22 protein-coding genes are annotated in these 22,271 nt (G+C 65.8%); 11 read left to right on the top strand and 11 right to left on the bottom strand.

Going from position 1 to position 22,271, the window contains the following annotated elements:
* The 7 genes from AC5RU7_RS14330 to AC5RU7_RS14300 all read right to left on the bottom strand — a co-directional run.
* Positions 1 to 838, bottom strand: an 838-nt coding sequence (locus AC5RU7_RS14330; RefSeq protein WP_494052784.1) for an APC family permease, incomplete at its 3' end; no start/stop codon positions are given.
* 120 nt (positions 839 to 958) lie between these two features.
* Positions 959 to 2,509: an aldehyde dehydrogenase family protein gene (locus AC5RU7_RS14325; RefSeq protein WP_494052783.1), complete on the bottom strand. Its 1,551-nt coding sequence runs from the start codon at positions 2,507 to 2,509 to the stop codon at positions 959 to 961.
* A gap of 30 nt (positions 2,510 to 2,539) precedes the next feature.
* Positions 2,540 to 4,243 carry a choline dehydrogenase gene (gene betA, locus AC5RU7_RS14320; protein ID WP_494052782.1) on the bottom strand — a complete coding sequence of 568 codons (1,704 nt, stop codon included), beginning with the start codon at positions 4,241 to 4,243 and terminating at the stop codon, positions 2,540 to 2,542.
* 363 nt (positions 4,244 to 4,606) lie between these two features.
* A complete protein-coding gene (locus AC5RU7_RS14315; RefSeq protein WP_494052781.1) occupies positions 4,607 to 5,200 on the bottom strand; it encodes a TetR/AcrR family transcriptional regulator in 594 nt (197 codons plus the stop codon).
* Between the two features lie 70 nt (positions 5,201 to 5,270).
* Positions 5,271 to 5,600 carry a DMT family transporter gene (locus AC5RU7_RS14310; protein WP_494052780.1) on the bottom strand — a complete coding sequence of 110 codons (330 nt, stop codon included), beginning with the start codon at positions 5,598 to 5,600 and terminating at the stop codon, positions 5,271 to 5,273.
* Positions 5,597 to 5,950, bottom strand: a complete 354-nt coding sequence (locus AC5RU7_RS14305; RefSeq protein WP_494052779.1) for a DMT family transporter — start codon at positions 5,948 to 5,950, stop codon at positions 5,597 to 5,599. Before AC5RU7_RS14305 ends, AC5RU7_RS14310 begins: the two co-directional genes overlap by 4 nt.
* Positions 5,947 to 6,489 (bottom strand): TetR/AcrR family transcriptional regulator, encoded by a 543-nt coding sequence (locus AC5RU7_RS14300; RefSeq protein ID WP_494052778.1) that lies wholly within the window; start codon positions 6,487 to 6,489, stop codon positions 5,947 to 5,949. The genes AC5RU7_RS14305 and AC5RU7_RS14300 overlap by 4 nt, the downstream gene beginning before the upstream one ends.
* Before the next feature lie 213 nt (positions 6,490 to 6,702).
* On the opposite strand from AC5RU7_RS14300, the gene AC5RU7_RS14295 reads away from it, so the two are divergent.
* Positions 6,703 to 7,884 carry an ABC transporter substrate-binding protein gene (locus AC5RU7_RS14295; RefSeq protein WP_494052777.1) on the top strand — a complete coding sequence of 394 codons (1,182 nt, stop codon included), beginning with the start codon at positions 6,703 to 6,705 and terminating at the stop codon, positions 7,882 to 7,884.
* An 87-nt stretch (positions 7,885 to 7,971) separates the two neighbouring features.
* On the opposite strand, the gene AC5RU7_RS14290 is transcribed toward AC5RU7_RS14295, so the two are convergent.
* Both AC5RU7_RS14290 and AC5RU7_RS14285 read right to left on the bottom strand, forming a co-directional pair.
* Positions 7,972 to 8,910: a carbohydrate kinase family protein gene (locus AC5RU7_RS14290; RefSeq protein ID WP_494011251.1), complete on the bottom strand. Its 939-nt coding sequence runs from the start codon at positions 8,908 to 8,910 to the stop codon at positions 7,972 to 7,974.
* A gap of 42 nt (positions 8,911 to 8,952) precedes the next feature.
* Positions 8,953 to 9,753, bottom strand: coding sequence for an alpha/beta hydrolase (locus AC5RU7_RS14285; protein WP_494052776.1), 801 nt, complete (start codon positions 9,751 to 9,753; stop codon positions 8,953 to 8,955).
* A gap of 99 nt (positions 9,754 to 9,852) precedes the next feature.
* Between AC5RU7_RS14285 and AC5RU7_RS14280 the strand changes: the two genes are divergently transcribed.
* The gene (locus tag AC5RU7_RS14280) at positions 9,853 to 10,173 is read left to right on the top strand and encodes a hypothetical protein (protein ID WP_494052775.1); all 321 of its coding nucleotides are present in this window, start codon (positions 9,853 to 9,855) and stop codon (positions 10,171 to 10,173) included.
* Between the two features lie 52 nt (positions 10,174 to 10,225).
* Entirely contained in the window at positions 10,226 to 10,882 is a 657-nt protein-coding gene (locus AC5RU7_RS14275; RefSeq protein WP_494011254.1) for a cyclodeaminase/cyclohydrolase family protein, read from the top strand.
* Between the two features lie 66 nt (positions 10,883 to 10,948).
* Here the strand turns inward: AC5RU7_RS14275 and AC5RU7_RS14270 are convergent, their stop codons facing one another.
* Positions 10,949 to 12,337 carry an APC family permease gene (locus tag AC5RU7_RS14270; protein WP_494052774.1) on the bottom strand — a complete coding sequence of 463 codons (1,389 nt, stop codon included), beginning with the start codon at positions 12,335 to 12,337 and terminating at the stop codon, positions 10,949 to 10,951.
* A gap of 302 nt (positions 12,338 to 12,639) precedes the next feature.
* Between AC5RU7_RS14270 and AC5RU7_RS14265 the strand changes: the two genes are divergently transcribed.
* Positions 12,640 to 13,746 carry a GTP pyrophosphokinase gene (locus AC5RU7_RS14265; protein ID WP_494052773.1) on the top strand — a complete coding sequence of 369 codons (1,107 nt, stop codon included), beginning with the start codon at positions 12,640 to 12,642 and terminating at the stop codon, positions 13,744 to 13,746.
* On the opposite strand, the gene AC5RU7_RS14260 is transcribed toward AC5RU7_RS14265, so the two are convergent.
* Positions 13,709 to 14,803, bottom strand: coding sequence for a LacI family DNA-binding transcriptional regulator (locus AC5RU7_RS14260; RefSeq protein ID WP_494011257.1), 1,095 nt, complete (start codon positions 14,801 to 14,803; stop codon positions 13,709 to 13,711). The genes AC5RU7_RS14265 and AC5RU7_RS14260 overlap by 38 nt on opposite strands.
* A gap of 232 nt (positions 14,804 to 15,035) precedes the next feature.
* Between AC5RU7_RS14260 and AC5RU7_RS14255 the strand changes: the two genes are divergently transcribed.
* The 7 genes from AC5RU7_RS14255 (at position 15,036) to AC5RU7_RS14225 (ending at position 22,270) form a co-directional block, all read left to right on the top strand.
* Complete coding sequence (locus tag AC5RU7_RS14255) at positions 15,036 to 16,364, top strand: extracellular solute-binding protein (RefSeq protein ID WP_494011258.1); 1,329 nt, start codon at positions 15,036 to 15,038, stop codon at positions 16,362 to 16,364.
* Positions 16,361 to 17,296: a carbohydrate ABC transporter permease gene (locus tag AC5RU7_RS14250; protein ID WP_494011259.1), complete on the top strand. Its 936-nt coding sequence runs from the start codon at positions 16,361 to 16,363 to the stop codon at positions 17,294 to 17,296. Before AC5RU7_RS14255 ends, AC5RU7_RS14250 begins: the two co-directional genes overlap by 4 nt.
* A gap of 79 nt (positions 17,297 to 17,375) precedes the next feature.
* Complete coding sequence (locus AC5RU7_RS14245) at positions 17,376 to 18,203, top strand: carbohydrate ABC transporter permease (protein ID WP_494011418.1); 828 nt, start codon at positions 17,376 to 17,378, stop codon at positions 18,201 to 18,203.
* A gap of 14 nt (positions 18,204 to 18,217) precedes the next feature.
* Complete coding sequence (locus AC5RU7_RS14240) at positions 18,218 to 19,408, top strand: Gfo/Idh/MocA family protein (RefSeq protein ID WP_494011260.1); 1,191 nt, start codon at positions 18,218 to 18,220, stop codon at positions 19,406 to 19,408.
* Positions 19,409 to 19,439: 31 nt separating this feature from the next.
* Complete coding sequence (locus AC5RU7_RS14235; protein ID WP_494052772.1) at positions 19,440 to 20,444, top strand: sugar phosphate isomerase/epimerase family protein; 1,005 nt, start codon at positions 19,440 to 19,442, stop codon at positions 20,442 to 20,444.
* A gap of 21 nt (positions 20,445 to 20,465) precedes the next feature.
* Entirely contained in the window at positions 20,466 to 21,167 is a 702-nt protein-coding gene (locus tag AC5RU7_RS14230; protein WP_494011262.1) for a ThuA domain-containing protein, read from the top strand.
* Positions 21,152 to 22,270 (top strand): Gfo/Idh/MocA family protein, encoded by a 1,119-nt coding sequence (locus AC5RU7_RS14225; RefSeq protein ID WP_494052771.1) that lies wholly within the window; start codon positions 21,152 to 21,154, stop codon positions 22,268 to 22,270. The genes AC5RU7_RS14230 and AC5RU7_RS14225 overlap by 16 nt, the downstream gene beginning before the upstream one ends.
* The last annotated feature ends 1 nt before the right edge of the window (position 22,271 follow it).

Below are 22,271 nucleotides of genomic sequence, written 5' to 3'. Positions count from 1 at the left end.
GTCCGCCGAGGAGAATCAGGCCGCCGAGGATGAAGGACGCCGTGATTGCCCGCAGGATTGCCTTGGGGGCAGTCTTCTTCGGATCCTTCGTCTCCTCGCCCAGGGAGCTGGCGGTGTCAAAGCCGTACATCACGTACCCGGAAGCCATGGCGCCGATCAGGAACACCCCGAAGAAGCCAAGGTCGTGGTCCATGCCGTAGCCCTCGGTGCTGAAGAGGACTTCCGGGCCCCGTACCACGTGCCAGGCAAGGGCAAGGATGAGGAGCACGGCGGCGGCGAGCTCCACGAAGACGCCGATGCTGTTGATCTTGGTCATCAACTTCACGCCGAACGCGTTGATGAGCGTGGAGATGGAGATCATGATGCTGGCGAGCAGCACGCCGGTAAGGGCGAAATCGTATGTCCCGGTGCCGTCTCCGATGATCTGGAAACCGGACCAGATCTGGGGCAGGGTGAGCTGGAGTGCCAGGGCCACGGCCCCGAGCGCCACGATCGAGGAAATGAGCAGCAGCCAGCCCGCCAGCCAGGCGAACGTCCCCGACGAAAGCTGTTTGGCCCAGTTGTAGACCGATCCGGCCACCGGATAGCGGCCGGCCAGCTCGGCGAAACAGAGGGCCACCATGAGCTGGCCGGCGAAGACGATGGGCCAGGACCATGCGTAGGCCGGCCCGGCCATGGAGAAACCAAAGTAGAACAATTGAAAGACGCCGGTGAGGATGGAGATATAGCTGACGCCGGCCGCGAAGCTGGCAAACTTGCCGATGCTGCGGTCCAGGGTCTGGGCATAGCCGAACTCGTCCATGCCACTTGAATCAGTACTCTTGCTGGGTTCCAACATCCGAACTCCTAGATGAGAAAAGCACGATGGTGATGCCCCGCGGCCGCCATTGGACGCGGGTGATATCGGTGGCCGGGCGCCACGCCTGCAGCGCCCGGCCGTTCCCCCCAAATGCTGCTGCTAGCCGGCGGTCCCCACCCCGGCGCCGGCAGATGGGCCAAACCAGCCGCTGGGTGCGGGCTGGATGTTCTGCCAGATGTGTTTTGCTTCGCGGTACTCGTTCAGTCCGGCGTGGCCAAGCTCCCGGCCGATGCCGGACTTCCCGAAGCCGCCCCACTCCGCCTGCGGGACGTACGGGTGATAGTCGTTGATCCATACTGTTCCGTGCCGGAGGCCCCCCGCAACACGTTGCGCCTTTGACCCGTCCGAGGTCCACACCGCGCCTGCCAGACCGTACTCCGTGTCGTTGGCGATGGCCACGGCCTCGTCCTCGGTCCGGAATGTCTCGACGGTCAGCACCGGGCCGAATGACTCCTCCCGCAGCACGCTCATGCCGGAGTGGCAGTTGCCCAGCACCGTGGGCGGGTAGAAAAAGCCGTCGGCAAGTGGGCCCTCGTCCGGGATGTAGCCGCCGCACAACAGTTCGGCGCCCTCCGCGATGCCGGCCTGGACGTAGGCGTGGACCTGGTCGCGGTGCTTGGCGGAGACGAGCGGCCCCGTCTCGGCGTCGGGATCGAACGGCCCGCCCATCCGGATCTTTTTCGCCCGTTCCACCACCTCAGCCACGAACCGTTCCGCGATGGACTCTTCCACGACGAGCCGGGCCCCTGCCGAGCAGACCTGGCCGGAGTGCAGGAACACGGCGGTCAGGGCGTTGTCGACGGCGGCGTCCCAGTCCGCGTCCGCGAAGACGACGTTGGGGTTTTTTCCACCGAGTTCGAAGGCGACGCGCTTCACGGTTTCCGCGGCGGCGGCCATGATTGTCTGGCCGGTGGCCAGGCTTCCGGTGAGGGAGACGAGGTCGACGCGCGGGTCCGAGCTGAGCGGGCCGCCCACCTTCGACCCGCTTCCGGTCACCAGGTTTGCGACGCCGGCGGGAACCCCGGCTTCCGCAAGGGTCTCCATGAGCAGGATGGCGGTGGAGGGCGTGAGCTCGCTGGGCTTGAGCACGAACGAGTTGCCCGCGACGAGCGCCGGGGCCACCTTCCAGGCGGCCTGGAGAAGCGGGTAGTTCCACGGCGCGATGAGGGAACAGACGCCCAGCGGCTCGTACACCACACGGCTGATGGCGTTCGGGCGGCCGGTGTCGATCACCCGGCCGGCGTCGAGGCCGGCGACTTTTCCGTAGTACCGGAAGCACGCGGCAATGTCGTCGATGTCGTATTCGGCTTCGACGAGGCGCTTGCCGGTATCGAGCGCCTCGGCCCGGGCATAGGCGGCCTTGTCCCGCTCCAGCAGTTCGGCCACGCGGAGCATGACCGCCCCGCGCTCAAGGTCGGTGAGCCGCCGCCAGGGGCCGCCATCGAAGGCTGCACGTGCACTGGCGATGGCCCGCTCCGCGTCCTCCGCCGTCGACTTGGCGACAACTGCCACCTCGCTGCCGTCCGCAGGGCAGCGCACGACAGTTGTGCTGCCGTCGGACGCCTCCTGCCAGGCGCCGTCGATGTACAGGCCTTTGACACTGTCGTGCCCCTGCCCGGCCTGGTGGACCTGCTCAACGGTGGCTGTCATTGTTGCTCCTTTTTTGTGCATTAATCATGCCTAGGCCCTGCCTGCCGGGACAGCGGCGGCGTTGCGATCCAGCGGGCTGATGCCGTGGCGGTAGAACTCCGCGTGTTGCGGCGCCAAAGGTGCCTTGCCGGCGATCAGGTCGGCGGCCTTTTCCGCGAGCATCATCACGGGCGCGTAGATGTTGCCGTTGGTGACGTAGGGCATGGCGGAGGCATCCACCACGCGGAGGCCCCGGGTGCCGTGCACGGTCATGTCCAGGGGGTTTACCACGGCCATCGGATCGGAATCCGGGCCCATCTTGGCGGTGCAGGACGGGTGCAGCGCCGTCTCGGCGTCGCGGGCCACCCAGTCCAGGATCTCGGCATCGGTCTGGACCGCACGCCCGGGCGAGAGCTCCCCGCCGTTGAAGGGGTCCATGGCGGACTGGCCCAGGATGTCGCGGGCCACGTGGATCGCCTCGACCCACTCACGGCGGTCCTGGTCCGTGGACAGGTAGTTGAACACCATGGAGGGGTGCACCGTGGGGTCCGTGGACTTGATCTTGAGGGTGCCGCGGGCGTCGGAGTACATGGGCCCGATGTGCACCTGGTAGCCGTGCTTGGCATCCGCCTTCTGGCCGTCGTAGCGCACGGCCACCGGGAGGAAGTGGAACATCAGGTTGGGGTAAGCCACGTCCTCGTTGGAGCGGACGAAGCCGCCGCCCTCGAAGTGGTTGGTGGCTGCCGGGCCCTTCCGGCCAAACAGCCACTGCATGCCGATCCACGGCATGCGCCAGACGTCCAGGGCCGGCTGCATGGACACCGGCTGGGTGCAGGCGTGCTGGATGTAGACCTCGAGGTGGTCCTGGAGGTTTTGTCCGACGCCGGGCAGGTTCACCACGGAGTTGATGCCCAGGGAGTTCAGGTGGGCGGCGTCGCCCACGCCGGAGAGCTGGAGCAGCTGCGGTGTGTTGATGGCACCGCCGGCCAGGATAACCTCGCCCGCGTTCACCTGGTGGGTCTTGCCGTTGCGGCGGTAGGTGACGCCGGTGGCCACGTTGCCCGTGAAGTTGATCTTGGTGGCCAGAGCCCGGGTCAGGACGGTCAGGTTGTTCCGGCCGAAATTGGGCCGCAGGTAGGCTCGCGACGCCGAGAGCCGCTGGCCCTTGTGCACGTTGCGGTCAAAGGCTGCGAAGCCTTCCTGGCGGTAGCCGTTGACGTCGTCCGTCAGGGGATATCCGGCTTCCTGCGCGGCGGCGAAGAACGCCTGGAAGAGCGGGTTCGTGGCCGGACCGCGTTCCAGGACCAGCGGGCCGTTATGACCGCGGAGTTCGTCGTCCGGGTCGGCGGCGAGCGCGTTTTCCATCCGGTTGAAGTACGGCAGGCAGTGCGCAAAGTCCCAGGTTTCCATGCCGGCGTCGGCGCCCCAGCGCTCGTAGTCGAGGGGGTTGCCTCGCTGGAAGATCATGCCGTTGATGGAGCTTGAGCCGCCCAGGACCTTGCCGCGGGCATGTGCCACGCGGCGGCCGCCCATGTAGGGCTCGGGGTCCGACTCGTAGCGCCAGTCATAGAGCGGGTTGCCGCTGGGGAAGGTGAGCGCGGCGGGCATCTGGATGAAGAGGTCCCAGGGGTAGTCGCTCCGTCCGGCCTCGAGGACCAGGACGCTGGCCTGGCCGCCGTCGCTCAGCCGGTTGGCGAGCACGGAGCCCGCGCTTCCGCCGCCGACGATGACGTAGTCGTAGTGGGTTTTTGTCATGCTGCAAACTCTCCTTCTACCTGGCGCCGGTCAGTGGCCCAGGGCGGGTCGTCGTTTCTTCCGAATACGAAAGGTTGACCGTGTTAGCCGGAGAATCCGCGGTATTCCCTGGTGTGGCGTAGGTCATAACCAAGGAGAGTAATGCAGTTTGAACAAGTGTTCAATAGGAAAACTGGACATCTGTTCAAAAATTTACGGCGCCGAAACATCCGGCTGCGTTTGGGGGCGGAAAGAGGGTGGCGGGATGTCGCGTATGTCGGACTTCCGCCCGAATGTGACAGCGCTGTGGCGGGGGCAAAAGGGCGCGCCGACTTACGGCATGGAGGCCGGGCCTCTCCAGGTGACGGTGCCGCGTAGAGGCTGCTAAGCGGCGAAGGCGATCTCTTCGGTGCGGGTGATGCTCCGCCGGATGGATTCCTTGTCCACGCCGAGGAGCGCAGTCAGCCACATGCCGTTCTGCACAACGACGATATCGGCCGCACGTTCCCTGCATTGCTTGCCGGACAGCTCCGGCCTGGCATTGGCTATCAGGGCTGCGAGCCCGTCCAGGTAGCGGTCAAAGGCCGCCGCGTTGATCAGGGCAAAGTCTTCGTGCGCCCTCGCGAGCGCCCACAGGTGAAGGCGCAGGGACAGGTACCGTGTGGTCAGGAGTTCCGGGCCGGCAACGCGTCGAAGGGCGTTCTGGAGCTGCTCGTCCGGAGGCAATGCAGGGTCCGGCGCAACGAGCGCGAGGTCGTGTTCGTCGACGCTGTGCAGCACGGCACGGATCAGGCTGGACTTGTCTTCGTAGTAGTAGTTCACCAGCCCGAGGGCGACCCCTGCCTCCCGGGCCACGGCACGCATGTTCACACCCGAAATCCCATGGCGGGACAGCAGGTCCAGCGCCGCTTCAAGAATGCGCTGCTGCCGGTCAACCTGCTCGCCCTGTTCACGGGAGTTCACGGTGCTTGTGTCCACCCGGCCAGAATATGGGGAAACCGCGGCTGCTGCACCTCGCCGTGCCTGATGATGAACCCGCGCCCTGCCACTAATGCGCCTGGCCGGCGCCTATTTCGACGATAAGAACGCCGGCGGAAATGAGCAGGATCCCGAAAGCCATGGTGGGCGTCAATGGCTCCTTGAACAGCACACGGCTGGCCGCCGCTGTCAACGCCACGCCGCAGGCCACCCAGATGCCATACCCCACGCCAAGGGGCATCCCATGGTCAAGCGCCAGGCTCAGGAAACCGAAAGCGGCAACATAACCCAGGACGATGGGAACCAGCCACAGCTTCTTTTTCAGGCCCTCCGAGGCGCGCAGGGACATGGTTGCCGCAACTTCGGTGAGGATGGCCAGGCCGAGGAAAAACCAAGTCATGCCTGCTCCTCCCCGCGGGCGGCACGGTGCGCTTTCTGCGAGCCGGCTTCGACCGTGATGACGCCCGCCAGGATCAGCGCGATGCCGAAGCCCATCAGCCAGGTCAGCGGCTCGTCGAAGATCGCCGCCGACAGCACCGCAGTCGCGGTGACGCCGCCGGCGCCCCAGGCGCCGTAGGCGACGCTGATGCTCATTCCCAGACGCAGGCAGACGGTCAGCAGGAAGAACGCGGCGGCATACCCGGCCACAACCAGGACATACCAGCCCGGCGCTTCAAGGGCCGCCTTCAGGGCAAGGGTGGCACTGACTTCCGTGACGATGGCCCCGCCGAGGTAAAGCCAGCGCTTCACTCCGTTCCCCCTTCACCGATCAGGCCGAGGAGGTGGGCCACGATTGCCGCCCTGTCCGCTTTCCCGGGCGCACCCACGCCGCTGGCCTGGGCAGCCCACAGTCCATCCGCCGCCAGCCGGGCAGTCAGAAGCCTCGTCCGCTGTGCAGGTGGCGTCCCGTCAGGGATCAGGAGCCAGTGATCCAGATGCCGGGCCCAGGCCTCCTGCAGGTCAGTCCGGCATGATGAGTGGAACCACAAGGCCCACTCCGCGCGCATGTTCTGCCCGTCAGCCGCCGCCTGGACATAGGAGCGGTACCGTTCCTCCACCGTTCCTTCGCTGCCGCCGACGAGCGCGGCCATTCTGCGCTCCAGCTGGCAGGCAGCGTACTCGACCAGGGCGACCATCAACGCATCCCGGTTTGGAAAGTGGTACATCAGACCGGGCTTGGTGACGCCTGCCTCCGAAGCCACTGCATCGAGGGTGATGGCGGCACCCTGGCTGCGCGAGGCCACGCGCAGGCCCGCTTCAAGGATTTGGGGACGCTGGCTCTCTCTCACACTCAAACTTTACCATCTGGACGGTAAAGTTTGAGCGCCGTTCACGCCCTCTGCAAGCCGTCCCAAAAAGACGCAGCGCGACGTTTCTTGACGCTCCACTACGCCGTGTTGAGCGTCCGCGTCGTCCCGTGAACGCCTGCTACAGGAACGATTGTGGCCCCGCTGGGGGCTCCGTACTCTCAACTCAGCATCAGACCCAGCAAAGGAATTCCAATGTCAAAACCAACAGAGAAGAGCCCGCAGAACGCGGGAAACTCCACCCGCATTGTCGCCGGCCAGGCAGCACCCAAGCGGCCCCTTGGGCTGAAGATCGGTATCGCCGCAGCAGTCCTCGCCCTCGTTGGCGGAGGCGCCGCCGTCGCCTCCGCCGTCAGCAGCAACAACTCCGGCACTGCCCCGGCCGCCGAGGCCGCCCCCGCCGGTAACCCCGCAGCCGAACTCAAGCTTGGCTACTTCGGCAACGTCACCCACGCTCCGGCACTGGTGGGCGTGAGCCAGGGCCACATCGCCAAGGAGCTCGGGGACACCAAACTCAGCACCCAAGTGTTCAACGCGGGCCCCGCAGCGATCGAGGCGCTCAATGCCGGAGCCATTAACGCCACCTACATCGGCCCCAACCCGGCCATCAACTCGTTCGTCAAGAGCCAGGGCGAGTCGATCCACATCATCGCCGGCGCAGCCGCAGGAGGCGCGCAGCTGGTGGTCAAGCCGGAGATCAACTCCGCGGCCGACCTTAAGGGTAAGACGCTCGCATCGCCGCAGCTCGGTGGCACGCAGGACGTGGCCCTCCGCGCCTGGCTCGCCTTCGAGGGCTACAAGACCAACGTGGACGGCAGCGGCGACGTCGCGATCAACCCGACCGAAAACGCCCAGACGCTCAAGCTGTTCCAGGACGGAAAGCTCGACGGCGCGTGGCTGCCGGAGCCGTGGGCGTCGCGGCTCGTGCTGACCGCCGGAGCGAAGGTGCTGGTTGACGAAAAGGACCTCTGGGACGGTTCCCTCTCCGGCAAGCCCGGCGAGTTCCCCACCACCATCCTCATCGTGAACCAGAAGTTCGCGGCCGAGCACCCGGACACCGTGAAGGCGCTCCTCAAGGGCCACGCGAAGTCGGTGGATTGGCTGAACAGCGCGTCCGGCGCCGAGAAGGCCAGCGTCATCAACGCCGCCCTCAAGGAGGCGGCCGGCGCGGAGCTGAAGGCGGACGTGATCGACCGCTCGCTGAAGAACATCGTGTTCACGGTGGACCCGCTGGCCGGAACCTACCAGAAGCTCCTGGCCGACGGCGTCACTGCCGGGACCACCAAGCAGGCCGACATCAACGGCATCTTTGACCTCACAGCACTCAACGAGGTGACGGGCGGGAAGACCTCCGCGGCCGGCCTCGGCAAGGAGTAGCGGCGGCAAGACAGCGTTACCCGAACAGCGCCCGCTTTGGCAGGACGGTAAGCCGTCTCTGCTGAAGCGGGCGTTTGCCGCTCCGCCCTACCCAACCAGGCCCCCGTTCATCTCAGCACGCGTGGGCGGATTGGCTCCGCGGCGGGAGACGGTAACGGCGGCTGCCCGGGCAGCGTGCTCAAGCAGCTCGGCGAGGCTTTCGGCAGGCAGTTCGCGGAGGTCCTTGCGGTTTTGGGCGCCGTCCAGGCCGCGGTCCACGATGCCGGACAGCAACGCGGCCATGAAGGAATCCCCTGCGCCCACGGTGTCTGCCACGTCCACCTTGGGGGCCGGGCACTCCGCCTCGCCGGCCGCCGTGATGCCCCAGGGCCCGGCCTCGCCGCGGGTGACCACCACCATCGCCGGCCTTTCGGTCCTGCCGAGGGTCATCCACCGCCGGGCCGATTCCAGCACATCCTCCCCCGGGTACAGCCAGGCCAGGTCCTCGTCGGAGGCCTTGACCACGTCCGCGAGGGACACGAACTTCTCAGTATGGCGGCGGGCGTAGTCCACGTCCGTGATGATGCTGGGCCGGCAGTTGGGATCAAAGCTGATGGTGGCGGACGGGTGCGCGTATTCGACGGCGGCGAGGACGTCGGTTGCGCCCGGCGCCAGCATCGTGGCAATGGACCCGGTGTGCAGCAGGGTGGTGCCTTGCAGCATGAAGCCCAGCCGGTCGGCGATGCCGGGAAGCTCCCAGGCGAGGTCGAACGTGTAGGTGGCGGCGCCGTCGTCGTCCACCAGGGCGGTGGCCACGCTGGTAGGCAGGTCATCCGGGCCGAGCGGAAGCATCACTGAACTGGCGCGCAGGTGCGCAGCCACGGAATCGCCGTAGGCGTCCCGGCCATAGCGGCCGATGAACTGCACCGGGTGGTCCAGACGGGCCAGGCCCACCGCGACGTTGAGCGGGCTGCCGCCCACGTGGGCCTCGATCCCCGAGGCGCGCTGGACAACGTCAACAAGGCCTTCGCCAATAACAGTGAGCATGGTCATACTCTGCCAGACATGGGCCGCTGCCAGCAGTTCGTGTCAGCGCAGCAGCGCCGCCACCAGTTCCCGGCACGTCCGGTAGGCCTCCGCGCCGGGATCGATCAGCGCGAAGTGGTCGCCGGGGACGCTAACCAGCTGCGGGGGCACCCTGCCGGAGCGGCCCGTGTCAACATACGCTGCGGACATTGCCGGCGGGACGTCGTCGTCATCCTCGGCATGGACGGCGAAAACGGGGACGTCCAGCGGCAGCGCGGCCACCGGATCCGCGTACCGGTACCGGCCGGGAAGGTCCGACGGCGGCCCGCCCAGCAGGTTAACCACCGCACCGTTGCTCAGGTGGAGCCTTTCGGCCCCGGCCAGGTCCAGGACGCCGGACTGGCTCACCACGCCGGCGAGCCGGACGCCCGCGTGGTCCGCCCGGACCTCCCGGTCCTCCTCCGGCAGGCCCAGAAAGCCCAGCCTGTCCCTTCCCGCCGCCCAGACCGCGAGGTGCCCGCCCGCCGAATGGCCCAGCGCCACCACCTTTCCGAGGTCCAGCGAGTGAGGCCCCGCCAGTTCACGCAGCTTGTCGATGCCGGCCAGGATGTCCTGGAAGGTACCCGGCCAACCGCCGCCGTTGCCTGCCCGCCGGTACTCCAGGTTCCAGGCCGCGACGCCATGCTCGGCCAGGTCCAGGGCCAGCGGTTCGCCCAGTTCCGCGCCGTACGTTGAGCGCCAGTAGCCGCCATGGATGACCACCACCACGCCCCGCGGCCCCGTTCCGGCCGGCCGTGCTGGCAGGAAAAGTTCGCCCCATTGACTGAAGTCCGGGCCGTATTGGTAGCGGTGGCGCTCGATCATGAGCCGAGACTACAGCGGGCGCGGCACCTCCGCCGTGCCTTGCCGGGGCCTGCCCCGCATGGTTAGCTGGGGTCCATCCGGCACATCATTGGGGGAATCATGAGCCAGGTCCGCACCTCGTCCTTGTATACGCGCACGCTGTTCAGCGGCATCGCCCTCGGCGTGCTCGCCGTTCTCATCATGTTGTCCTCGAACTGGTTCATGCAGGGAATCGGCATCAACGCGCTCAACAGCGGCAACCCCGTGGCGGCCTTCCTCGCCCAGCTGTACGGGTTCCTGGCACTGGCGTGCCTGCCGTTTTCAGCCGCGCTTATTTCCGCTGCACTGGTGATGCGGTTCCTGGACCTCCGGCTGCCCGGCCCTGGACTGCCCGCACCGGCCGCCGGCCGCGAAGGCGTGCCCGACGGCAACGGCGAGTAACGCCGTCGTTCTTTAGCGTTTGGCAGGGGACCTTTGTGGGCACGTTTCTGTCATGGATTCCTCTGAAACGGTCACCACCCACGATTCGACGGTCGACGACTGGACCCGCGCCCTGGCCGAGTCCACCGGCTCGCCCGGTGGCGGCGCCGGCACGGGCGTCATGCTGGCCATCGCTGCGTCCCTGACCTCCATGGTGGCCGGCTACTCGGAGAAAGAGGACGACGGCGGCATGGTCGCCTCCATCAGGGAACGCGCCCAGCAGCTCCGCCGGGAGGCCCTCAAACTTGCCGATGACGACTCCGCGGCATCCCGGGCCTTCGGCGCCGCGTTCCGGCTGGACCCGGGACCGGAGCGGGACGAGGCCATCCGCAACGCATCCGTGGACGCTGCCAAAGCCTCGGCCGTCCTCGGCGAGCGCGCCATCGAAGCCATTGACGACCTCGCCTGGCTGGCGGACAAGGGGAACCCTGCCTTGGTCGCGGACGTCGTCGTCGCGTTCGGCGCCCTCCGCGCGGCGGTGGCCGGGGCGCGGACAAACGTCAGCTTCGACTTGGGGTCGCTGCGGTCCGCCGGCACCTCGCTGGAGGATGTCCGGGAGCAGCACCCGGACCTGTGGGCCAATGTGGAACGCCTCACCGCCGCCCTGGACCGGATCGACGGCCTGGCCGCCCGGATTGATGACCGCGCCGCCCCCACCGATAGCATCTGAGACGGCGGTGGTCACCTTGGCGCTTGCTGTTGCCTGCTGCTCGGGGCGGCGTGGGTGTTGAACTAGTTAGGCGTCCTCGAGCTGCAGGTGCGGTGTGGGCCGGCGGAACCCGCGGGTAAGGAACGCCAGGTACACCAGCCCGAGCCCTGCCCAGGCCAGGCCCAATGAGAAGGACAGGCTGCTCAGGCTTGTCCAGAGCCAGACGGTCAGCACCAGCCCGGTACCGGGCAGCACCAGGTTGTTGACCAGGCCCTTGGGTCCCCGCTCCTTCCGGTTGATGAAGTAGTGCTTGATGACGGACAGGTTGACCACCGAGAAGGCAACGAGGGCGCCGAAACTGATCAGCGACGAAACAGTGGCGAGGTCGAGCACCAGGGCAAGCAGTGCCACCGCTGAGGTCAGGACGATCGGGACCACCGGTGTGCGCAGCCGCGGGTGCAGCCGTCCCAGGACTGCGGGCAGGACGCGGCTGCGGCCCATGGAAAAGATGATCCGGGAAACCGACGCCTGGGACGTCAGCGCCGACCCCAGGCTGCCCGCAATGTAGGCGGCGGTGAAGAATGCCACCAGGAAGTTGCCACCCGCAGTGCCCACCACTTCGATCGCTGCGGAGTCCGGGCTGGCAAAGGTGCCCACCGGAAGCAGCAGGTGGCTGATGTAGGCAAGGCCCAGGAAGATCAGGCCGGCCAGGACGGTGGTCAGCATGATGGCCCGGGGGATGTTCCGCTGCGGGTTCCTTGTTTCTTCGGCGAAGGTGGAAACCGCGTCAAAGCCCAGGTAGGACAGGCACAGGATGGCGGCGCCGGCCAGGATGGGTGACAGTCCGCCCGCACCGTCCACTCCCGTGAAGGGGGCCAGGAGGTCAACTGTTCCCGAGCCGCTGACCGAGACCCAGGCGAGGACAACGAATAGCACGATGAACAGGCCCTGGAGTCCCACCACCACGAAGTTGGCCCGGGCCACGGCGGTGATGCCGACGATGTTCAGCACGGTGACGGCCACGATCGAGACGACGATGAACAGCCACCCCGGCACGCCCGGGAAGGCAGCGTTCAGGTAGATGCCGATCAGCAGGTAGTTGATCATTGGCAGGAGCAGATAGTCGAGCAGCAGGGACCATCCGGCCATGAAGCCCAGCCCCGCACCGAATGACCTCGTTGCGTACGTGTAGGCGGAGCCGGCAAACGGGAAGGCCTTGGCCATCCTCCCGTAGGAACGGGCGGTAAAGAGCATAACCACCAGCGCGGCAGCGTAGGCCGCGGAGAGGCGCCCGCCGGTCAGTTCGACGACGATTCCGTAGGTGCTGAAGATGGTCAGGGGAACCATGTACACCAGGCCGAGCAGCACCAGCGAAGGAACCCCCAGCACGCGGCGCCAGCCGGTTCCGTTTCTTTCGGCCTCAGTTTCGGGCGGGCTCCCCTTCGCGGGGTTCTGGGTATCAAAGGCGGAGGTCATGGGGGTCCTAAAGGTTCAGGCCTGCGAAGTCGGGGGCGGTACAGGGAACGGGAACGATCTGGGGAGGACGGTGCGCCCGGGAGTCTGGCCGCGCCGTTCGTGGCCACTTTCCTTCTGTTGACTTCGATGCTTGCGAAAGTCCAACCGGCACTCCATAAATGAATGGTGTTCATTTAGTAAACCAGTGACGCCGGTCACGGGTCAAGAGCCTGCGTCGTGTTACGTCCGCGTCATGCGGGGCCGGCCAAGGCCTCGAAGTCGCATTCCCGTCCCCTGTCCTACCGCCGCCGTAAGCTGGGAGCATGCCGAGTAACTGGGAAAGCCTTGACGCGCCGCTGCGTGATTCCGTGCAGCACAACGTGGAGATCTACGAGCGCGTCCGCCCCGCCCTGAAGCTTGTCACCAAGGACGTCCTGCTGATCATGCGGGACATGTTGAAAGACACCGAGGTCACCCCACTCTTCGTCACCGGCCGGACCAAAACGGTGGAATCGTTCAAGGAAAAGATCTCCCGGACCGAGGAGCCCCTGGAGCCGGGCGGGCCCCGCGTGCTGAAATTCCCGGACCCGTTCCGGACCCTTAATGACATGGTGGGGATCCGGGTGATCACCAGGCTGCCGGCCGAGAACGCGACCGTGGCCAACCTGATCAAGCGCCAGCGCCAGCTGTTCGACTGCCGCGGCGACCGCGAGAAGGACATCGGCTCCATCGAATCCGGCACCTACGGGTACTCCAGCCGGCACCTGATCCTGCGGACCATCCAGAACGAGGCCGTCAAGGAGTACCAGCAGGTCTTCAACCCGGATGCCCAGCCCAACGGCAGCTACTTCTTCGAGTGCCAGATCCGGACTATCTTCGCGCATGCCTGGAGCGAGATTGAGCACGACATCCGCTTCAAGGCTGAGGACCCGCGCGCCTGGACCCCACATTTCGACCGCCAGTTCACTGCCACTGCCGCCATGCTCGAAACGGTGGAGACGGCCTTCGCGGACCTGCATGAACGCTACGAGGAAGTCCGCAGCTTCTGGGACATGGACGGCGAGGGTGCCGCCCCGCTCACACCCAACCGGATCCGCGACGTCTGGCGGACCCTGCTTCCGCACGTTGACCGCAAGGTGGACGACGACTGGGGCTGGGCTGCCGAACTCCTCGCCGCGCACGGGCTCAACCAGACCATGCAGCTGGCCGGGCTGCTCAGCGCCAACCGCATCACCGAGGTCCGCAAGGCTTTGGATCACCGCTACTCCCCCGGCCCGGACCGCCTCCTCGATGACCTTCTGCTGTGGCAGTACGGCACGAAGCACATCGACCTCACTGCCGAGGCTTCCGACGTCGTCCCGCACCCCCGGCGCGACAGCCTCCTGCGCCGGCTCAAACAGATCGAGCGTTACCGGCTGACGAAGAAGTAGGGCCGCGGCGGGCCGGGGTGCCAGGAGGGGCGGTGGAGTCCCGGACTATCAGGTGGGTGGCAAGTTCAACGCGGTGGGAATCCAGGACTTCCCCGCGCGCCTGGCGCAGCAACGACCGGAGCGCTGCACGCCCCATCTCCTCCAACGGCTGGGCCACGGAGCTCAGGGCAGGCACGGATTCCTCGCCCTGCTTCGTGCCGTCAAAGCCAATCAGGCTCATATCTTCCGGAACGCGGATGCCATGGCGGCCTGCCTCGCCTAGAACCCCCAGCGCGATGGCGTCGCTTCCGGCGAAGATGGCGGTGGGGCGCTTTTCCAGCTGCAATAACGCTTTCAGCCCGGCAACTCCGCTCTCCCTGCGGAACCGGCCGCCGGAGACAATGTAGTGGGGGTCCACCGTAAGGCCACGGGCCATCAGGGCGGCCATGTAGCCGTGCAGCCTGGCCTGGTTGCATTCGGCCCTTTCGATGCCGCCGATGTAGGCGATGCGCTGATGCCCCAGTTCGAGCAGATGTTCGGTTGCGGCCTTGCCGCCGGCCCAGTTGGTTGCCCCTACGCTGACGACATCGGCCGACGGCGGGTTTAGCGGGTCGATAACGACGACGGGAATCTTTCGGCGCCGGAAGGCCTGCAGCTGCCCGGTGCTGAATGCAGAGGTGACCACGATCATCCCTGCCCTGCCTTCTTCCAGCATGCGCTGGGCACGGCGTTCCGGGCTCTGCAGGTTCGAGGGTGACGGTCCGGTGACGCTGACCAGGATCTCGACGTCGGCGGCTGCGGCGGACTGCAGGATGCCGTTGAGGACCTCAATCATGTAGGCAGAGTCGAGCACGTCGATCACCACCTCGATGACCGTTCTTACTTCCGCAGCGGACCGGCGCTGCAGCGGGGACTGGTATCCGGCCTGCTCCAGCGCGGCCAGGACGCGGGCACGCGTTTCCGGCGCCACGTCTTCACGGCCGTTCACCACCTTCGAAACGGTTGGTGCCGAGACGCCGGCCTGCATTGCCACCATGGCGAGTGTGGGCTTGGCCCTCTCCGGGATCTTCATTGACATCGAGGCTCGCAACCTTTCGAAATTTTCGTGAGCTTCATTCTGCAGATGCAGCCGCAACACCGTCAAGAGCCGCTCGCGGTGCGAGATAATTCCGCCCAGAACATCTTGACCTAGGCCTATCCGGCCCTTTAGTTTAGAGCGTGATCTAAATCACGCGTTCGAAATATTTCGAACAAGGTCGTTCTGAGCCACCCCCAATATTTGCGAAGAAGCAATTTCAGATGGAGAAGCAATGAAGCAGCCCCAGACCTCCCGCCGCTCTTTCCTCGCCCTTGCAGCCCTCACTCCGTTCGCCGTCGCCGCAACCAGCGCGTGCGGCACCTCCGGGCCGGGAACCTCGAGCGCAGGCGGGGGTGCCAGCATGTGGTACCTGTCCGGCGAGCCGAACCAGACAACCATGCAGAAGGCCGTTGACGCGTTCAATTCGGCGAACCCGGACAACAAGATTCAGGTCACCTACTTCCAGAATGACGCCTACAAGACCAAGATCAAGACCGCTATCGGAGCCGGCCAGGCACCCACCATCATCTACGGCTGGGGCGGCGGCACGCTGAAGACCTACGCGGAAGCCAGCCAGGTGGAGGACCTGACCGGCTGGTTCGAGGAGAACAAGGACCTCAAGGAAAAGTTCTTCCCTTCCTCCTTCGGCGCAGCCACCGTGAACGGCAAGATCTACGCCCTGCCCAACCAGTACGTAGCCCCGATCGTCCTGTTCTACAACAAGGAACTGTTCGAGAAAGCCGGCGTCCAGCCGCCCGCGACCTGGGATGACGTCATGTCGCTGGTCAAGACCTTTAACGACATGGGCGTGGCACCCTTCTCGCTCGGCGGGCAGTCCCGCTGGACCTCCATGATGTGGCTGGAATACCTGCTGGACCGCATCGGCGGCCACGAGGTCTTCAACGCAATCTTCGAGGGCAAGCCGAATTCCTGGCTGGACCCGGCTGTGATTGAGACCGGAACTAAGATCCAGGAACTCGTCTCCGCTGAAGGTTTCATCAAGGGATTCTCCTCGATCACCGCAGACTCCAACGCCGACCAGGCCCTCCTGTTCACAGGCAAGGCCGCCATGATGCTGCACGGCACCTGGACCTACGGCGGCATGAAGAAAAACGGCCAGAACTTCGTCCAGGACGGGAAACTGGGCTTCGTCCAGTTCCCCACGGTTCCCGGTGGAAAGGGCGACCCCAAGAACGGCGTCGGAAACCCGGCCCAGTACATGTCGATCTCCTCCAAGGCGAACGAACAGGAAAAGGAGTCCGCGAAGAAGTTCTTCAAGGACGGCATCCTGACCGAAACAGTCATTGACACCTACATCAACTCCGGGTCCGTACCCATTGTTAACGGCATCGAGGACAAGCTGGACAAGTCCGAGGACAAGGAGTTCCTGAACTTCGTCTACGACCTCGCCAAGAACGCCCCGAACTTCCAGCAGTCGTGGGACCAGGCCCTGAGCCCCACCGCAGCCGAGGCCCTGCTGAACAACATCGACCAGTTGTTCCTGAAGTCGATTACGCCGCAGCAGTTCGCCGAGAACATGAACGCCACCCTCGGAAAATGAGTAACACCGTCTCCACCGCGCCCCGGACCGCTGTCACCAGGGGCGAGTCCGAACAAACCGGGAAGCGCAAGGCAGCACTTGCGTGGCTGACTGTGCCAGCGCTGTTCTTCTTCCTGGTCTTCGCCGTAGTGCCGCTGGCCGGCGTCTTCATCCTCAGCTTCGCCAGCTGGGACGGCATCGGCGCCATCGGTCTGGCAGGCATGGCCAACTGGTTCTCCGTCCTCGCGGACCCCGGCCTGTACAACGCCCTGGGGCTCACCTTCCTGATCATGATCGCCTCCTGGCTGGTGCAGACTCCGATCAGCCTCCTCCTGGGGGTCTTCACAGCAGGAAGCCAGCGTTACCGCGCAGCCCTGGCAGTGCTGTACTTCCTGCCCCTGCTGCTCTCCTCAGCGGCGGTAGCCATTGCGTTCAAGGCCCTGCTGGATCCGAACTTCGGCCTGGCCACGGGTCTCGGCCTGCCGTTCCTTGCGCAGGACTGGCTTGGTGTCCCGCACCTGGCCCTGGGACTGGTCATCTTCGTGATCGCCTGGCAGTTCGTACCGTTCCATACGCTCATCTACCAGGGCGGCGTGCGGCAGATTCCCAAGTCCCTCTACGAAGCGGCCGAGATCGACGGGGCGGGCGTCATCAAGCAGTTCTTCCACATCACGCTGCCCCAGTTGAAGTACACCATCATCACCTCATCCACCTTGATGGTGGTGGGATCGCTGACGTACTTCGACCTGATCTTCGTCCTCACCGGCGGCGGCCCGGGCAACTCCACCAGGATCCTTGCCTTGGACATGTACCTGCGGGGCTTCCGGGCCAACCTGATGGGCCCCGCCAGCGTCATCGCCGTCATCCTCGTCATCATCGGCCTTGCCCTTGCCTTGCTCCTCCAGCGCCTCGGAGGCAAGGACAAGCAGGGCAGCCAACTGGAAGGGCTGTAGCGTGAGCACCGTCTTGAACACCAGCACGGAGGAAACCAGGGCCGGCGCCGCTGCAGCCTCGTCAGGCCGCACACCGGGTCTGGGCTCCAGGTTCCGGCGGCTCAACATCCCCGCGGGGCTGGGCGGCTGGCTCTGGCTGGCCATCATCATCATTCCCGTGTACTACGTGGTGATCACCAGCCTGAAGACACAGGAAGGCTACTTCGGCCAGAACCCGCTGGCGCTTCCCACCTCGCCCACGCTGGAAAACTACCAGCTGGTCCTTGAGGCGGATTTCGCCAGGTACTTCATGAACAGTGCCATCGTGACGATCGGTGCCGTAGCACCCGCCGTACTGATTTCCTTCATGGCCTCCTTCGCCATCGTGCGGGGCAGCGGCAGGTTCCTGAAACTGGTCAACGGCATGTTCCTGATGGGCCTGGCGATTCCGCTCCAGGCGACGATCATCCCCATCTACCTGATGATCATCCGGCTCAACCTGTACGACAGCCTGCTGGCACTGATCTTGCCGTCCATTGCCTTCGCCATCCCTCTGACGGTCCTGATCCTGTCCAACTTCATCCGCGACGTACCGAACGAACTGTTCGAATCGATGCGGCTGGACGGCTGCAGCGAATGGCAGATCATGTGGCGGCTGGCCCTCCCGCTGACCCGTCCGGCCATCGTGACCGTCGCCATCTACAACGGCCTGCACGTCTGGAACGGATTCCTGCTGCCGCTGGTCCTCACCCAGAGCCCGGAGCTACGCGTGCTGCCCCTCGCTTTGTGGACCTTCCAGGGCGAATACAGCGTCAACATCCCGGCCGTGCTCGCCTCCGTGATGCTGAGCACGCTGCCCATCCTGGTGCTCTACGTCGTGGGCCGCCGCCAGCTGCTCAGCGGCCTGACCGCCGGCTTCAGCAAATAGAAAGGATTTCTCCTATGACCACCGCGAAACCCCTGCGGGTAGGCATGGTGGGCTACGCCTTCATGGGCGCCGCCCACTCCCACGCCTGGCGCACCGCGCCCCGGTTCTTCGACCTGCCGCTGCAGCCGGAACTCACCGCCGTCGCCGGCAGGAACGCCGAGGGCGTACGCGCGGCAGCGGACAAGTTCGGCTGGGAATCGGTTGAAACGGACTGGCGCCGGCTGATCGAGCGGGACGACATCGACCTGATCGATATCTGCACGCCGGGCAATACCCACGCCGAGATCGCCATTGCCGCCCTTGAGGCGGGCAAGCATGTGCTGTGCGAGAAGCCGCTGGCGAACTCCGTGGAGGAAGCCGAACGGATGACCCTGGCAGCTGAAACCGCCGCCAAGCAGGGCATCGCCTCCATGTGCGGCTTCAGCTACCGCCGCACGCCTGCCCTGGCCCTGGCCAAGCGGTTCGTGGAACAGGGCCGGCTCGGCGAGATCCGCCACGTCCGGGCCCAGTACCTCCAGGACTGGCTGTCCGACGCCAACGCCCCCATGACTTGGCGGTTGGACAAGAGCAAGTCCGGGTCCGGTTCCCTGGGCGACATCGGGGCCCACAGCATTGATGCGGCCCAGTGGGTCACCGGCCAGAACATCACCGGGGTGTCGGCACTGCTCGAAACCTTCGTCCCTGAACGCCCCCTGGCGGGCGACCTGGTAGGACTGGGCGGGCACGGCGACCTCAGCAGCGACGCGCCCCGGGGGAAGGTCACCGTCGATGACGCAGCCATCTTCAGCGCAAAGTTCGACGGCGCTGCTTCCACGGGTGCCATCGGCGTCTTTGAGGCCACGCGGTACGCGCTTGGCAGGAAGAACGCCATGCGGCTGGAAGTGAACGGCACCAAGGGCTCCCTGGCCTTCGACTTCGAAGACATGAACGTCCTGTCCTTCTACGACGCAGCCGAATCTCCCGACGCCGGCTTCCGCAAGATCTTCGTCACCGAACCCGAGCACCCCTATGTGGGAAATTGGTGGCCCACCGGGCACGGGCTCGGGTACGAGCATGGCTTCACCCACCAGGTGGTGGACCTCGTCACGGCAATCGGAGAAGGCCGCCAGCCGGAACCGTCCTTCGCGGACGCCCTGCAGGTGCAGCGGATCCTCGCCGCCGTGGAATCCAGCGCCGCCAACTCCAGCCAGTGGCAAAAAGTCTGAGCATGCTTCCGCACGCAACGAAGGAAACCTGATGACACGACCAATCACGCTTTTCACCGGCCAGTGGGCCGACCTGCCGTTTGAGGAGGTAGCCCGGCTCGCCGGCGAGTGGGGCTTCGACGGGCTTGAGATCGCCTGCTGGGGCGACCACTTGGACCCGCGCCGCGCGGCGGAGGACGACAACTACCTCGAAGGCCGGCTGGACATCCTGGAGAAGAACAACCTGCAGGTCTTCGCCATCGCCAACCACCTCACCGGCCAGGCAGTGTGCGACGACCCCATCGATGAGCGCCACCAGGGCATCCTGTCCCCGGAAATCTGGGGAAACGGGGAACCCGAAGGAGTCCGCCGCCGTGCAGCGGAGTCGGTGAAGGACACGGCACGGGCAGCGGCGCGCCTGGGCGTCAAGACCGTCACAGGGTTCACCGGCTCGTCCATCTGGAAGGCAGTAGCCATGTTCCCGCCCGCCTCCCAGGCAATGATCGACGCCGGGTACCGGGACTTCGCGGACCGCTGGAACCCGATCCTGGACGTCTTCGAGGAAGAGGGCGTCCGGTTCGCCCTGGAGGTCCACCCGTCCGAAATCGCCTACGACTACTGGACCGCCAAGAGAACCCTCGAAGCCATCGGGCACCGCAAGAGCTTCGGGCTCAACTTCGACCCGTCCCACTTCATCTGGCAGGACCTGGACCCCGTGATGTTCCTGCAGGACTTTGCCGAACACATCCTCCACGTCCACGTCAAGGAATCCGTCCGCCAGCTGGACGGCCGCAACGGGCGCCTGGGCTCCCACCTTGCCTGGGCAGATCCGCGCCGCGGCTGGGACTTCGTCACGGCAGGGCACGGGGATGTGCAATGGAACCGGATCTTCCGGACCCTGAACGCCATCGGTTACACCGGCCCCACCAGCATCGAATGGGAGGACGCCGGAATGGACCGCCTCATCGGTGCACCGCAGGCCCTGGCGATGGTCCAGGAACTTGCCCGGATCGCCCCGCCCGCAGCCGCGTTCGACGCCGCTTTCGCCACCCGCTGAACAGACGATTCAAGAGGAAAAATGACAACCCAGAACAAATCAGCACTGGTGGTGCGCGGCGGCTGGGACGGACACCAGCCGGTCGAAGCCACTGAAGAGTTCATCCCCTACCTCAAGGAGCAGGGCTACGATGTCCGCGTCGAGGAATCCCCGAAGATCTATGCCGACGCCGACTACATGGCCGGGGTGGACCTGGTCATGCAGTGCATGACCATGTCCACCATCGAAAAGGACGAGTTCGCCGGACTGCGGGCAGCCGTGGAAAACGGCACCGGCCTGGCCGGCTGGCACGGCGGCATCGCCGACTCCTACCGCAACAACTCTGACTACCTGCACCTGATCGGCGGCCAGTTCGCCTGCCACCCCGGCAAGCACCCGGACGAGTGCAGTGGAGAACAGTCCGACAACTACGTTCCCTACACCGTCAACATGCTGCCGGCAGCCGCCGAGCATCCCATCACCAAAGGCATCAAGGACTTCGACCTGGTCACCGAACAGTACTGGGTCCTCTCCGACGACTACATCGACGTCCTCGCCACCACCACCCAGAAAGTCCGCGAGTGGGACCCCTGGAACCGTGAAGTCACGTCCCCGGCCATCTGGACCCGCCAGTGGGGCAAAGGCCGGATCTTCGTCGCCACCCCCGGCCACCGGGTGGAAATCCTCCAGGACCAGAACGTCCGCACCATCATCGAAAGGGGCCTGTTGTGGGCAAGCCGTTGAAAGTAGGGATCGTTGGCTGCGGAGCCATCATCGCGCAGTACCTCGTCAACTTCCGCAAGCTCAATGACATCGAACTCGTGGCGGTGGCCGACCTGGATCCGGCGCGGGCGCAGGCGGTGGCGGAGCAGTACGATGGCGTCCGCGCAGTGTCCGTGGACGAACTCCTGGCCGCGGACGACGTCGAACTGGTCCTGAACCTTACTATCCCTGCGGCGCACGCCGAGGTGGCACTGAAGGCGATCGCGGCGGGCAAGAGCGTGTACGGCGAGAAGCCCCTTGCTGCCACCACTAGGGAGGCTCGGCAGGTGCTGGACGCCGCGCGGGAGGCGGGCGTCGTCGTCGGCTGTGCTCCTGACACCGTGCTTGGCACCGGCATCCAGACGGCACGCAAGGCGATCGACGACGGCCTCATCGGCGCACCCGTCTCCGCGAGCGCCACCATGGTGACCCCCGGCCACGAGCGCTGGCACCCGAACCCGGACTTCTACTACCAGCCCGGCGGCGGGCCCCTCCTGGATATGGGCCCCTACTACGTGACCGCCCTGGTGACCCTGCTGGGGCCGGTGGTGTCGGTGGTGGGCGCGGCGAGCCACACCCGGAACGAGCGGACTATCGGCTCGGGGCCGCGCCAGGGTGAAAAGATCCCCGTCACCATCGACTCGCACGTGACCGGTGTCCTGACCCATGCGTCCGGTGCGCTCTCCACCCTGTTTATGAGCTTCGACGCCGTGAAGTCCAAGTCCCCGAACATCGAGATCCACGGCGAGCGCGGATCTCTGGTGGTCCCTGACCCCAACCATTTTGACGGCGATGTCCAGCTGTTTTCCCTTGGGGCAGAGGAGTGGCAGACGCTCCCCGTGTCGGCTGGCTACGTGGACTCCGGACGCGGCTTTGGGATCGCGGATCTCGCCTCCACGGCGCCCGGCACTGAGCCCCGCGCCGGCGGTGCGATGGCTTACCACGCCCTGGAGGTCATGGAATCCTTGCTCGAATCAGCGCACAGCGGTTCGGCTGTCCGCATCACCAGCACGGTGGAGCGGCCGGACAGCGTGGAGCTGACTGTCCTTGCGGAGGACGCGCTTCAGGCCCAAGAAGCATCCTAGG

This window comes from Arthrobacter sp. K410C (assembly GCF_059090105.1).
This window is presented reverse-complemented; position numbering and strand designations above follow the sequence as displayed.

What these genes read in the sequence shown, in the direction of transcription:
- AC5RU7_RS14325 (WP_494052783.1), bottom strand. Translation starts at nt 2,509, where the DNA reads ATGACAGCCACCGTTGAGCAGGTCCACCAGGCCGGGCAGGGGCACGAC.
- betA (WP_494052782.1), bottom strand. Translation starts at nt 4,243, where the DNA reads ATGACAAAAACCCACTACGACTACGTCATCGTCGGCGGCGGAAGCGCG.
- AC5RU7_RS14310 (WP_494052780.1), bottom strand. Translation starts at nt 5,600, where the DNA reads ATGACTTGGTTTTTCCTCGGCCTGGCCATCCTCACCGAAGTTGCGGCA.
- AC5RU7_RS14295 (WP_494052777.1), top strand. Translation starts at nt 6,703, where the DNA reads ATGTCAAAACCAACAGAGAAGAGCCCGCAGAACGCGGGAAACTCCACC.
- AC5RU7_RS14290 (WP_494011251.1), bottom strand. Translation starts at nt 8,910, where the DNA reads ATGCTCACTGTTATTGGCGAAGGCCTTGTTGACGTTGTCCAGCGCGCC.
- AC5RU7_RS14285 (WP_494052776.1), bottom strand. Translation starts at nt 9,753, where the DNA reads ATGATCGAGCGCCACCGCTACCAATACGGCCCGGACTTCAGTCAATGG.
- AC5RU7_RS14280 (WP_494052775.1), top strand. Translation starts at nt 9,853, where the DNA reads ATGAGCCAGGTCCGCACCTCGTCCTTGTATACGCGCACGCTGTTCAGC.
- AC5RU7_RS14275 (WP_494011254.1), top strand. Translation starts at nt 10,226, where the DNA reads ATGGATTCCTCTGAAACGGTCACCACCCACGATTCGACGGTCGACGAC.
- AC5RU7_RS14270 (WP_494052774.1), bottom strand. Translation starts at nt 12,337, where the DNA reads ATGACCTCCGCCTTTGATACCCAGAACCCCGCGAAGGGGAGCCCGCCC.
- AC5RU7_RS14265 (WP_494052773.1), top strand. Translation starts at nt 12,640, where the DNA reads ATGCCGAGTAACTGGGAAAGCCTTGACGCGCCGCTGCGTGATTCCGTG.
- AC5RU7_RS14260 (WP_494011257.1), bottom strand. Translation starts at nt 14,803, where the DNA reads ATGTCAATGAAGATCCCGGAGAGGGCCAAGCCCACACTCGCCATGGTG.
- AC5RU7_RS14255 (WP_494011258.1), top strand. Translation starts at nt 15,036, where the DNA reads ATGAAGCAGCCCCAGACCTCCCGCCGCTCTTTCCTCGCCCTTGCAGCC.
- AC5RU7_RS14250 (WP_494011259.1), top strand. Translation starts at nt 16,361, where the DNA reads ATGAGTAACACCGTCTCCACCGCGCCCCGGACCGCTGTCACCAGGGGC.
- AC5RU7_RS14240 (WP_494011260.1), top strand. Translation starts at nt 18,218, where the DNA reads ATGACCACCGCGAAACCCCTGCGGGTAGGCATGGTGGGCTACGCCTTC.
- AC5RU7_RS14235 (WP_494052772.1), top strand. Translation starts at nt 19,440, where the DNA reads ATGACACGACCAATCACGCTTTTCACCGGCCAGTGGGCCGACCTGCCG.
- AC5RU7_RS14230 (WP_494011262.1), top strand. Translation starts at nt 20,466, where the DNA reads ATGACAACCCAGAACAAATCAGCACTGGTGGTGCGCGGCGGCTGGGAC.